This is a genomic window from Massilia jejuensis, from assembly GCF_042656795.1.
GTDB lineage: Bacteria > Pseudomonadota > Gammaproteobacteria > Burkholderiales > Burkholderiaceae_D > Telluria > Telluria jejuensis.
The window spans coordinates 239,086-250,231 of the sequence record NZ_JBHSMS010000013.1 but is presented as its reverse complement, the minus strand read 5'-3'; the positions used below and the strand labels follow the sequence as shown (position 1 = coordinate 250,231).

Annotated in this window: 11 protein-coding genes and 1 pseudogene; 10 read left to right on the top strand and 2 right to left on the bottom strand. The window is 70.2% G+C overall.

Annotated features, from left to right (window positions below):
• Together ACFPOU_RS04285 and ACFPOU_RS04280 are read right to left on the bottom strand one after the other, a co-directional pair.
• Positions 1–1,525, bottom strand: a pseudogene (locus ACFPOU_RS04285) (ATP-binding cassette domain-containing protein); the annotation flags it as partial.
• A complete protein-coding gene (locus ACFPOU_RS04280) occupies positions 1,489–2,562 on the bottom strand; it encodes an HlyD family secretion protein (protein WP_379717545.1) in 1,074 nt (357 codons plus the stop codon). The pseudogene ACFPOU_RS04285 and the gene ACFPOU_RS04280, both read right to left, overlap by 37 nt.
• Before the next feature lie 657 nt (positions 2,563–3,219).
• Here ACFPOU_RS04280 and ACFPOU_RS04275 point away from each other — a divergent pair.
• The 10 genes from ACFPOU_RS04275 to ACFPOU_RS04230 all read left to right on the top strand — a co-directional run bounded on the left by ACFPOU_RS04275 (position 3,220) and on the right by ACFPOU_RS04230 (position 11,129).
• Entirely contained in the window at positions 3,220–4,545 is a 1,326-nt protein-coding gene (locus ACFPOU_RS04275) for an alpha-amylase family glycosyl hydrolase (protein WP_379717543.1), read from the top strand.
• Between the two features lie 63 nt (positions 4,546–4,608).
• Positions 4,609–5,055 (top strand): hypothetical protein, encoded by a 447-nt coding sequence (locus ACFPOU_RS04270; RefSeq protein WP_379717541.1) that lies wholly within the window; start codon positions 4,609–4,611, stop codon positions 5,053–5,055.
• 109 nt (positions 5,056–5,164) lie between these two features.
• Positions 5,165–5,554, top strand: a complete 390-nt coding sequence (locus ACFPOU_RS04265) for a hypothetical protein (protein ID WP_379717539.1) — start codon at positions 5,165–5,167, stop codon at positions 5,552–5,554.
• A 14-nt stretch (positions 5,555–5,568) separates the two neighbouring features.
• Positions 5,569–6,978 (top strand): TolC family protein, encoded by a 1,410-nt coding sequence (locus tag ACFPOU_RS04260; protein ID WP_379717537.1) that lies wholly within the window; start codon positions 5,569–5,571, stop codon positions 6,976–6,978.
• Positions 6,979–6,991: 13 nt separating this feature from the next.
• Complete coding sequence (locus ACFPOU_RS04255) at positions 6,992–8,383, top strand: multicopper oxidase family protein (RefSeq protein WP_379717535.1); 1,392 nt, start codon at positions 6,992–6,994, stop codon at positions 8,381–8,383.
• Positions 8,384–8,430: 47 nt separating this feature from the next.
• On the top strand, positions 8,431–8,874 hold the full coding sequence (locus tag ACFPOU_RS04250; RefSeq protein ID WP_379717533.1) for a DUF411 domain-containing protein: 444 nt from the start codon (positions 8,431–8,433) through the stop codon (positions 8,872–8,874).
• Positions 8,875–8,906: 32 nt separating this feature from the next.
• The gene (locus tag ACFPOU_RS04245; protein WP_379717531.1) at positions 8,907–9,281 is read left to right on the top strand and encodes a copper-binding protein; all 375 of its coding nucleotides are present in this window, start codon (positions 8,907–8,909) and stop codon (positions 9,279–9,281) included.
• A 71-nt stretch (positions 9,282–9,352) separates the two neighbouring features.
• On the top strand, positions 9,353–9,718 hold the full coding sequence (copC, locus tag ACFPOU_RS04240; RefSeq protein WP_379717529.1) for a copper homeostasis periplasmic binding protein CopC: 366 nt from the start codon (positions 9,353–9,355) through the stop codon (positions 9,716–9,718).
• Positions 9,719–10,660 (top strand): copper resistance D family protein, encoded by a 942-nt coding sequence (locus ACFPOU_RS04235; RefSeq protein WP_379717527.1) that lies wholly within the window; start codon positions 9,719–9,721, stop codon positions 10,658–10,660. It abuts the gene before it with no gap.
• A gap of 25 nt (positions 10,661–10,685) precedes the next feature.
• Positions 10,686–11,129: a YybH family protein gene (locus tag ACFPOU_RS04230; RefSeq protein ID WP_379717525.1), complete on the top strand. Its 444-nt coding sequence runs from the start codon at positions 10,686–10,688 to the stop codon at positions 11,127–11,129.
• Positions 11,130–11,146: the final 17 nt, after the last annotated feature.

Here is an 11,146-nt window from a genome sequence, read left to right as displayed (position 1 = left end):
AGGTCGCCGCAGCCGCGTGCCCGCGCCAGTTCGGCCGGGGCGCCGGTGGCCAGCACCCGGCCGGCGTACATCAGGCCACGCGGTCGCAGCGTTCGGCCTCGTTCATGAAATGGGTCGAGATGAAGATCGTCACGCCCTCGTCGCGCGACAGGGCCAGCATCTCGGCCCAGAAGCCGTCGCGCGCGATCGGGTCGACGCCCGAGGTCGGCTCGTCGAGGATCAGCAGTTCCGGCCGGTGCACCAGCGCCACCGCGAGCGACAGGCGCTGGCGCATTCCTAAAGGCAATTTGCCCGGCAAGGCGTCGAGCACCGGCGCCAGGCCGAAGCGCCCGGCCAGCGCCGCACAGCGTTCGGCGGCCGCCTCCCCGGGCAGGTCGAACAGGCGCGCGTGCAGCAGCAGGTTCTGGCGCACGCTCAATTCCTGGTACAGGGAAAAGCCCTGCGACATGTAGCCGACGCGGCGGCGCGCGGCGGCATCGTGGCGGCCGGCGGGCTCGCCCAGTATCCAGGCCTGGCCCTGGCTCGGCGCCAGCAGGCCGGCCAGCATTTTCATGGTCGTCGTCTTGCCGCAGCCGTTCGAGCCGATGAAGCCGAAGATTTCGCCGCGTCCGATCCGGAAGCTGACGTCCTGCACCGCCACGAAGTCGCCGAAGCGGCGCCACAGCCCGCGCGCCTCGACCGCCGCCGCGCCCTCGCGCGCCGGCGGCGCCGATGGCGGCGCCAGCGGCCGGTAGCCGGACCGGCGCGCCACGGGCAGGAGCCCCACGAAAGCCTGCTCGAGGTCGGCCGAGCCGGTGCGCGCGCGCAGCTGGCGCGGCGTGCCGGTCGCCAGCACCCGGCCCGCATCCAGCGCGACGAGCCAGTCGAAATGCTCGGCTTCGTCCATGTAGGCCGTGGCAACCAGCACGGTCAGGCCGGGCCTGCCCTGGCGGATGGCGCCGATCAGTTCCCAGAACTGGACCCGCGCCAACGGATCGACGCCGGTGGTCGGCTCGTCCAGTATTAATAAGTCGGGGTCATGAATCAGGGCGCAGCATAAGCCGAGCTTCTGCTTCATGCCGCCCGAGAGCTGCCCGGCCGGCCGGGCCAGGAAGGGATGCAGGCCGGTGCCGTGCGTCAGGGCGTCGATGCGGGCGCGCCGCGCCGGGCCGTCGTGCCCGAACAGGCGGCCGAAAAAATCCAGGTTCTCGGCCACCGAGAGGGTCGGGTACAGGTTGCGTCCGAGTCCCTGCGGCATGTAGGCGATGCGCGGGCAAATGCGCGCGCGGTGGGCGGCGCGCCGCATGTCGCCGCCCAGCACCTCGACCTTGCCCTGCTGGATCCGGCGCGCGCCGGCCAGTACCGCCAGCAAGCTCGACTTGCCGACGCCGTCCGGCCCGATCAGGCCCGTGACTGCGCCCGCCGGCAGGTCCAGGGAGATGTCGTCCAGGGCCAGCGTGCGCCGGTAGCGCAGGCGCAGGCCGGTCACCCGGGCCGCCGGCGGGGCGCTCATCGCTCGCCCCGCAAGGCCAAGTCGGGCGGCCATGGCTGGCCCGGGTCGAGCCGGACCCAGGCCACGCCCGGCACCCCGGCCTTGACATAGCCCGCATAGCGTTCCAGCACGCGCCGGTCGACCTGGGCCTTGACCCGGAACATCAGTTTCTGGCGCTCGCTCGCCGTCTCGACCGACTTGGGCGTGAACTGGGCGCTGCTGGCGACATAGGTGATGCGCGCCGGAACGATGAAACCGGGCGCCGCGTCCAGGCGCAGGCGCACCTCGCCGCCCAGGGCCAGGCGGCCCGCGGCCGTCTCCGGCACGAAGAAGGTCATGTAGACGTCGGTCAGGTCGATCAGGTTGAGCACCGTGCCGCCGCCGGCCAGGACCTCGCCCGGCTGGGCCACGCGGTACTGGATGCGGCCGGCGCGCGGCGCGCGCAGCACGGCTTCCTCGAGCGCGGCGTCGATGCGCGCGGTCGTGGCCAGCGCCACCCCGACCGCCGAGCGTGCGCCGACCACCCTGGCGCGGGCCGCCTCGACCGCCGCCGCGGCTGCCTGGCGCTGGGCCCGTGCCGCCTCCACGGCCGCCTCGGCGCCGCGCACCCGGGCCGCGTCGTCGTCGAGTTCCTGCGACGCGGTGGCGCCGGCCGCCGCCAGCGTGGTGGAGCGGCGCAGGCGCCGCTGGGCAGCGTCGAGCTCGCTCAAGCGCTGGCTCAGCACGGCGGCGGCCGCGGCGGCATCGCTGCGCCGCATCGCCACCTCGACCTCGGCCGCGGCGACCGCATCGCGCGCCTGGCGCTCGCGTGCCAGCGCTTCGCCGCGCTCGGCGCGCAGGGATTGCAAATCCATGGTCGCGACCACCTGGCCGGCCGCGACCAGGTCGCCCTCCTCGACCAGCACCTGGGCCACGCGTCCCGGGGCCTTGGCGGCGATATCGATCTCGGTCGCCTCGATGCGTCCGTTGCCGCTGACAAAGCCCGGCCCCGGCCCCTGCGGGCGCGTCTGGCGCCAGGCCTGGGCGGCGCCGAGCGCGGCCAGCACGACCAGTGCCGCCGCGCCCAGGCGCCAGGCCGGCTTGCGGTTCATCGCCGGCCCCATGCCGGCAGCGGCCCGAAACCGCACCGGCGGCGCCGCGCCGGGCCGTGCGCCGGGGCTGCGCGCCCGGCAGGCAGGACCGCGCAGAGGCTCCGGTACGCGGCGCCGGGCAGGTCATTCCCGCTGCCGGGATGACGGAACCGGCCGACTGCCTGGACTGATCGGTGCAAAGTGTCCTCCATGCGCGGGAACGCCGCCGGCTCCCCCGACGGTGCTGCGCGCCGTATCCCGAGCTTACGACGGCCCTCGCCGCGCTGCACCTTGTTGGATTGATGTGCATCAAACGACCGGTAAAAGCTCCGCCTGCATGGTGGACGTCGCGCCGCCCGGGACGACGACCATGATGGCGCGCGGCCGGCGTTCGAGCGAGCGTTCTCCCGCGTGCGCCATCTTCCAGCCATCGATCCGTGCGAGGGCGTCGGGCAGTGGGACCGCTCGAACCCGCCTTGTGAAGTAGGAGTACTACCTCATTCGGGGGAGAACGATATCCTTCCCATGCGGATTTCCAGCCACGCATGTACTAAAACTACAGAAATAGTGCTTGTCAGGGCGTCGAGGAGGCGGGTAAGCTTGCCGGACCGGCAGTATTCGCCGCGAACCTGGCCGCGAACCTGGCCGCACACCAAGGACATCATCAACAAGGACACCATGAGACACGCCGCACGCTCCCTTTGCCTGCTCGCTTTCGCCCTCTGCACCGCATACGGCCCGCTCCAGGCCGGCGCAGCCCAGCTGCCCGCCGCGGCGGACCACGTCGCCTGGTCGCGCAATGCGAACATTTACGAAGTCAATATCCGGCAGTACACGAAGGAAGGCAGCTTCAACGCCTTCGCCGCCCACCTGCCGCGCCTGCGCAAGATGGGAGTCGACATCCTCTGGCTGATGCCGGTGCAGCCGATCGGCGAGCTGAACCGCAAGGGCAAGCTCGGCAGCTACTACGCGGTGCGCGACTACACGGCCGTCAATCCCGAGTTCGGTACGATGGACGACTTCAAGCGCCTGGTGAAGCAGGCGCACGGCCTGGGCTTGAAGGTCATTCTCGACTGGGTCGCCAACCACACCGCGTTCGACCACCCGTGGACGGTCGAGCACAAGGACTGGTACCTGAAGAACGACAAGGGCGAGATCTATCCGGTCACCTATCTCGACGGCGCCGAGCCCGAGTACTGGACCGATGTAACCGGGCTCGACTGGAAGCAGCCGGCGCTGTGGAAAGGCATGGGCGATGCGATGGCCTTCTGGGTGCGCGAGGCCGGCATCGACGGTTTCCGCGCCGACGTGGCGGCCAAGGTGCCGACCGCCTTCTGGGAGCAGACCCGCGTCGAGCTCGAGAAGATCAAGCCGGTGTTCATGCTGGCCGAAGCCTGGCAGCCGGAACTGCACAGCGCCTTCGACATGAGCTACGGCTGGGACACGCTGGCCCTCTTCAAGGACATCGCCAAGGGCAAGTCCGACGCCCGCGCACTGCGCACCTTCCTCGCGCAGCCGCCCGTGCCCTACCCGGCGCATGCCTACCGCATGCGCTTTACCAGCAACCACGACGAGAACTCCTGGCAGGGCAGCGACACCGAGCACTACGGGCCGGCATTCAAGGCGATGGCGGTACTCGCGGCCACGCTGCCGGGCATGCCGCTCATCTACGGCGGGCAGGAAGCGGGCCTGGACAAGCGCCTTGCATTCTTCGAGAAGGATCCGATCGACTGGAAGGGCTATCCATACGCCTCCTTCTATGCCGGCCTCCTCAAGCTCAAGCACGAGAACCGGGCGCTGTGGAATGGCCAGTACGGCGGCCCGGTGACGGTCCTGGAAACCGGCACCGACAAGGTGTTCGCCTTCCGGCGCGAAAAGGACGGCAACGTGGTGTCGGTCGCGGTCAACCTGAGCGGGGTGCCGCAGCGGTACACGCTGCCTGGCAGCGCCGCAAAACGCAGCCTGAAGGGGTGGGCCTACCGGATCGACGCGCCGGCGAACTAGCACGCCGGCCCCGCCCGAGGCCGTCCGCCGCGGGCAATCGGTCGTGCTATACTCCGGGCCACTATGGACCGCATCTTCAAGAAACTGCTCGTTTGCCTGCTCGTGGCCCTGCTTCCGTTGCAAGCGGTTGCCGGCAGCTTCGGCATGACATGCGCGCCGGTTCACCGGCAGTCCAGCCAGGATGCCGGCAGCCACCTCGCCGGCATCCACGATGCCGGCAACCATGCCGTCGTCGGTCATGACATGGAAGCCGGCGTCCACGCCGGCCACGGTGCCGGTCATGCGCCGCAGGCCGCAAGCGCCGACGGCGATGCGCCGGCCGATCACGCCGGCAAGCTGTCCCACTCGTCCTGCAGCGCCTGTTCGGCCTTTTGCCTCGGCGCGGTCGCGCCGCCTTCGTCCCATCTTCCCGCCCCCGCGTTCGACGGTTCCGATGCCGTCATCGTCGCGCCGCCCGTGTTTGCCGTCGCCTTCATCCAGGATGGCCCCCAGCGGCCTCCCCGGCACTAAATCCGCCTGATCGCAACCAGCGCCGAGCCGGCAGGTCCTTCCTGCCGCCCTCCCGCGTCCGAACGCATGCGCGCCTGCGCATCCCTGTTTCCGATTTCGAGGATCGACAATGAACATCACGCTCCCGGCCGCCGTCCTCGGCGTCCTGCTGGCCGCCCTCGGCGCGCCCGATGCCGCGCACGCCGGCCAATCCGACCGCGTTTCCGACCCGTCCGACCCGGCCGCGCCGGTGCCGCCACTGGTCTATGTGTCCGCCTTCCAGGAGGCGCCGCGCACGCCCGACGCCGGCCGGACGCCCGACCAGCTCTGGCGCGCGGCCAACGACGCGCTGTCGGCGGCGCCGCAGCACGGCGGCCATGCGGGCCATGGCCCCACTCAGGCGGTCGAACCCGCCCATGCGCACCCGGCCCCGGCCGCGGCAGCGCCGCCGAAAGTGGAGTCAGCGGCGCAACCCGCGGCGCCACGGCCGGCCGCCGGGCACGACCAACATCATCATTGAAAGCAGGCGGAACAATGTCACGAACATCCTCCATCGCTTCGCTGCGCACGCTTGCGGCGGGCGTCGCCATCCTCGCGCTCGGCGGCTGCGCCAGCTTCTCCAAAGACGGCGGCCTGGACGCGGTGTCGGCCATGACGGCCGAGCGCACCGGACAGGACCTGCGGCTTCCCGGCGCCGGCGCCGGCACGGTCCAGGCCGAGCTCGACCGGCTGCTCGAGGGACCGGTCTCGGCGGACGGCGCCGTGCGTGCCGCCCTGCTCAACAACCGCGGCCTGCGCGCCTCGCTGGCCGGACTCGGCGTGGCCGAGGCGGACCTGGTGCAGGCCGGGCGCATGGCCAATCCGGGCTTCGGCTTCAGCCGCCTGTCCGGCGCCGGCGAGACCGAGATCGAGCGCAGCGTCATCTTCGACCTGGTCGGCCTGCTGACGATTCCGCTGCGCCGCGAGATCGAGGGGCGCCGCTTCGAGAGCGCCAAGCTGGTCGCCGCGACCCAGGCCGTGCGCCTGGCGGCCGACACCCGCAGGGCCTGGTTCAACGCGGTGGCGGCGGGCCAGTCCGCGCGCTATGCCGAGCAGGTGCGCGAAGCGGCCGCGGCCAGTTCCGAGCTGGCCCGGCGCATGGCCCGGGTGGGCAACCTCAGCGCCCTGGACCAGGCGCGCGAACAGGCCTTCGCGGCCGAAGCGGCGACCCAGCTGGCGCGCGCGCGCCACGATGCCACGGCGGCGCGCGAACAGCTGGCCAGGCTGATGGGCGTCTGGGGTGCGCACGCCGCGTTCACGCTTCCCGACCGGCTGCCGGACCTGCCTGCCGCGCCGCGCGAGGCAGCCAACATGGAATCGCTCGCGATGCGTCAGCGCCTCGACATCCGCCTGGCCAAACTGGACGCCGAGTCCACCGCGCGCGCGCTCGGCCTGACCAAAGCGACCGGCTTCGTCAACGTGCTCGAGGCCGGCTACGTCAATTCCAGCAAGTCCGGTTCGCCGCGCGAAGACGGCTATGAGATCGAACTGTCGCTGCCGATCTTCGACTGGGGCGGCGCGCGCGTGGCCAAGGCGCAGGCAACCTACATGCAGACCGTGCACCGCGCGGCCGATGCCGCCACCGTCGCCAGGTCGCAGGTGCGCGAAGCCTATTCGGCCTACCGGACCAGCTACGACGTGGCACGCAGCTACCGCGACGACATCGTCCCGCTGCGCAAGAAGATTTCCGAAGAATCGCTGTTGCGCTACAACGGCATGCTCGTGAGCGTGTTCGAGCTGCTGGCCGATGCGCGCGCCCAGATCGCGGGCGTCAACGCCGCCATCGGCGCGCAGCGCGACTACTGGCTCGCGGAGACCGACCTGCAGGCCGCCGTCAGCGGCAGCGGCGCCTCGCCCGCCCCGCGCACCGCCACCGCCGCCGCGGCAGCGGCTCCAGCACATTAAACGAGGAAGACAAATGCGTTCACGTCGAGATTTCTTCACCGGTGCCGCCGCCCTCGTGGGCGCCGGGCTGGTGACCCGCGCCGGCGCGGCCACCCTGCCGGAAGCGCCCAGCATGAGCAGCGCGGCCACCCAGCCGCCCCCGCCGCCGCCGAACGGCCGTCCCTACAATCCGGTCGTCACCCTCAACGGCTGGTCGCTGCCCTGGCGCATGAACAATGGGGTCAAGGAGTTCCACCTGGTCGCCGAGCCGGTCGTGCGCGAGATCGCGCCGGGCATGAAGGCCAACCTGTGGGGCTACAACGGGCAAAGCCCGGGGCCGACGATCGAGGTGGTCGAGGGTGACCGCGTGCGCATCTTCGTCACCAACCGCCTGCCCGAGCACACCAGCATCCACTGGCACGGCCAGCGCCTGCCGAACGGCATGGATGGCGTCTCGGGCCTGAACCAGCCGGCCATCCAGCCCGGCAAGACCTTCGTCTACGAATTCGTCGCGCGCCGTCCCGGCACCTTCATGTACCACCCGCATGCCGATGAAATGGTGCAAATGGCGATGGGAATGATGGGCTTCTGGGTCACGCACCCGAAGAATCCCGCGCAGCACGCCGTCGACCGCGATTTCGTCTTCCTGCTCAATGCCTACGACATCGAGCCGGGCAGCTATACGCCGAAGGTCAACGAAATGCTGAACTTCAATATCTGGACGTTCAACAGCCGGGTCTTCCCCGGCATCGACAGCATGAACGTGCGCCAGGGCGAGCGCGTGCGCATCCGCGCCGGCAACCTGACGATGACGAACCACCCGATCCACCTGCACGGCCACGAATTCGAAGTCACCGGCACCGACGGCGGCTGGACGCGGCCGGAGTCGCGCTGGCCGGAAGTGACGACCGACATCGCGGTGGGCCAGATGCGGGCGATCGAGTTCGTCGCCAGCGAGCCGGGCGACTGGGCCTTCCATTGCCACAAATCGCACCACACGATGAATGCGATGGGGCATGACGTGCCGACCATGATCGGCGTCGACCACCGTGGCGTTGCCGAGAAGATCAGCAAGCTCGTCCCCGACTACATGGTCATGGGTGACAAGGGCGGGTCGATGGAAGGGATGGAAATGCCGCTTCCCGAAAACACCCTGCCGATGATGGCCGGCCAGGGGCCGTTCGGCGGGGTCGAGATGGGCGGCATGTTCACCGTGCTGAAGGTGCGCAAGGACCAGAAGCGCGGCGACTACAAGGACCCGGGCTGGTACAAGCATCCCGCCGGCAGCGTGGCCTACGAGTGGAAGGGAGAGACGCCGGGCGCGCTGCGCAGCCACACGGCCGGCGGCCACGCCATGCCGCCGGCCAGGCCCGAGGACGTGGAAGTAACCGTACGTAAGCCTGCTGGCCACAAGGGCCACCACTGATTACATTGGGTGACAGGCTGCACATCGAACTGCGAAAGGACTGACTCATGCAACGACGTTTATTCATACAGGCGGCAGTGGGCGCCTCGCTGGCCATGCCCTTGCTGGCGGTGGCGGCCGCTCCCGTCATCGAAGTCTTCAAGACCGAATCGTGCGGCTGCTGCGGCGCGTGGGTCGAGCACCTGAAGGCGAACGGTTTCGCCACGCGGGTGGTCAATGTCGACAATCCCTCGGACTACCGCCAGCGCGGCGGCATTCCCGACAGCCTCGGCTCGTGCCACACCGGCATGGTGCGCGGCTATGCCATCGAGGGCCACGTTCCGGCAAGCGACATCAAGCGCCTGCTGGCCATGAAGCCGAAGGCCAGGGGCCTGGCGGTGCCGGGAATGCCGCTCGGCTCCCCCGGCATGGAAGGTCCGCGCAAGGACCCGTTCGACGTCCTGCTGGTGGACGCCGAGGGCCGCACCAGCGTATTCAAGCACTACAACTGATCAATCAACCATCACCGATGAAGGGACTCACCATGAACGCATTTTCGAAACTCGCCCTCGCCACCACCCTCTGCGCGGCAGCCGGGCTCGCGTCCGCCCAGGACCATGCGCATGCCGGCCACGGCGCGCACGATGCGCACGGCGCGCACGGCGCCCAGGCTGGTGCCAAGGCGACGGCGGCGGCCGAACTGGTCGACGGCGAAGTCAAGAAGATCGACAAGGGCGCCGGCAAGATCACCCTGCGCCATGGCGAACTCAAAAGCCTGAACATGCCGGCGATGTCGATGGTGTTCCGCGTCAAGGATGCGGCCATGCTGGACCAGGTCAAGACCGGCGACAAGGTCAAGTTCGCGGCCGATCGCGTCAACGGCGCCGTGACAATCGTCGAACTCAAGCCGGCCCAGTAAGCCGTCGGAAAACCTGTGCGCCCCGCACGCGCCGTCCGTCACGCGGTGCGGGGTCCTGACCGGAGAAGTCAATGAAAGCGAAGTACATCCTCGCCGCGGGCGTGGCGGCACTCGGCTGTGCGTTTGCCGCGCCGGCGCTGGCGCATGCGAAACTCGAAGTGTCCACGCCGGCGGCCAATGCCGTGGTGAGCCCGGCGCCGTCCCAGTTGCGCCTGCAATTCAGCGAGCCGCTGGAGCTGCCGTTCAGCAAAGTCAAGCTCGTCGACGAACAAGGCGTGGTGACGCAGGCGTCGAAGCTGGCGATCGACAGCGCCAACGCCAAGGTACTGGTGGCGGCCGTTCCCGCGCTGCGCAGCGGCGCCTACCGCGTGCAGTGGACGACCATCACCCGCGACGGGCACAAGGTCAAGGGCGAGTTCGGCTTCCGGGTCAAGTAAGTGGAGGCGGACCTCCTCCAGGCCCAGCGCACGGCCGTCGTCGTCCTCAACCTGGCGGTCGCGGTGCTGGTCGGCGCGGGCGCGGCACACCTGTGGCTGCGTACCGCCGCCTCGCCATGGGCGGGCGCCGTGCTGCCCCGCCTGCGCGGCGCGACGCGCCTGGGCGTTGCGGTTGCCATGACCGCTTATGTCGCCGTGCTCTGGCTGGAGGCGGCCTCGATGGCGGAGGTGCCGCTCGCGGGCGCCTGGCCCGCCGTCGTCTCGGTCCTGGGCGCGACCCATTACGGCAGCGCGTGGCTGGCCGGTACGGCGGCGCTGGTGGTGGTGGGCTTGACCAGCGTTACCCTGCCCGCGCGCCGGGCGACGGCTGGCGTCGATGCGGTCCGCCTGCTCGCCCTCGGCCTGTTCCTGTACAGCCGCAGCATGGTCAGCCATGCGGGCGCGGCGGGCGGCTTCACCTGGGCGGTCGCCATCGACTGGGTCCACCTGGTGCTCGTCAGCGCATGGGTGGGCGAGGTGATCGTGGCGGGGCTGCTCCTCCTTGACCGCGCGCCGGCCGACGGATCGGCGAGCCGCGCCGATTGCGCCCGCTACATCGAGCGGCTCTCGCAGTCGGCCACGATCGCGCTGGCCGGGATCGTCGTCACCGGCGCCTTCGGCGTCTGGCGTGGCCTGGGAACGCTCGACAACGTGTTCGGCAACCCCTACGGCACGACGCTGCTCGTCAAGATCGCCCTGGTCCTGGGCGCGGCCGCGCTGGGCGCGACCAACCGCTTCGTCGTCATGCCCGGCCTGCTCGCGGGATTGCGCGACCCCCAGGCGGCGGACGCGCGCCCCGGCCGCCGCTTCGCGGCCATCCTCAAGGTCGAGGCGCTCGTGCTGGTGGCCGCCCTGGTCGCGGCCGCCTTTCTCAGTTCGACGCCGCCGCCGCTGGCGGCCTGACCAACCTCCCTGACAAGGAACAAGCATGAAAAAGAAGAATGTGGCGAACCTGCTGCTGGCGTCGGCCCTGCTCGCGCTGACCTCGAGCGCCTCGGCCGCCTCGCCGAAAGAAACCCTGGCGGCCTTCCATGACGCCCTGGCAAGCGGCGACAAGGCGCGCGCGATCAGCCTGCTCTCGCCCGACATCGCGATCTACGAAGCGGGCCATGTCGAGCGCTCGCGCGATGAATACGCCAGCCACCACCTGGGCGGCGATATCGAGTTCGCCAGGAACGCGACGCGCAAGGTGCTCAGGCAGACCGAGCGAATCGACGGCAATACGGCGATCGTGTGGGAAGAAAGCGAAACCACCGGTAGCGTGCGCGGCAAACCCGTGCACGTGTTCGGCACCGGCACCGCCGTGCTGGCAAAGAACGGCGACGCATGGACGATCGTGCACGTGCACTGGTCGTCGCGCAAGCCGAGATAGGCCGGCCGCATGGCGGC

What these genes read in the sequence shown, in the direction of transcription:
- ACFPOU_RS04280 (WP_379717545.1), bottom strand. Translation starts at nt 2,562, where the DNA reads ATGAACCGCAAGCCGGCCTGGCGCCTGGGCGCGGCGGCACTGGTCGTG.
- ACFPOU_RS04275 (WP_379717543.1), top strand. Translation starts at nt 3,220, where the DNA reads ATGAGACACGCCGCACGCTCCCTTTGCCTGCTCGCTTTCGCCCTCTGC.
- ACFPOU_RS04270 (WP_379717541.1), top strand. Translation starts at nt 4,609, where the DNA reads ATGGACCGCATCTTCAAGAAACTGCTCGTTTGCCTGCTCGTGGCCCTG.
- ACFPOU_RS04265 (WP_379717539.1), top strand. Translation starts at nt 5,165, where the DNA reads ATGAACATCACGCTCCCGGCCGCCGTCCTCGGCGTCCTGCTGGCCGCC.
- ACFPOU_RS04260 (WP_379717537.1), top strand. Translation starts at nt 5,569, where the DNA reads ATGTCACGAACATCCTCCATCGCTTCGCTGCGCACGCTTGCGGCGGGC.
- ACFPOU_RS04255 (WP_379717535.1), top strand. Translation starts at nt 6,992, where the DNA reads ATGCGTTCACGTCGAGATTTCTTCACCGGTGCCGCCGCCCTCGTGGGC.
- ACFPOU_RS04250 (WP_379717533.1), top strand. Translation starts at nt 8,431, where the DNA reads ATGCAACGACGTTTATTCATACAGGCGGCAGTGGGCGCCTCGCTGGCC.
- ACFPOU_RS04245 (WP_379717531.1), top strand. Translation starts at nt 8,907, where the DNA reads ATGAACGCATTTTCGAAACTCGCCCTCGCCACCACCCTCTGCGCGGCA.
- copC (WP_379717529.1), top strand. Translation starts at nt 9,353, where the DNA reads ATGAAAGCGAAGTACATCCTCGCCGCGGGCGTGGCGGCACTCGGCTGT.
- ACFPOU_RS04230 (WP_379717525.1), top strand. Translation starts at nt 10,686, where the DNA reads ATGAAAAAGAAGAATGTGGCGAACCTGCTGCTGGCGTCGGCCCTGCTC.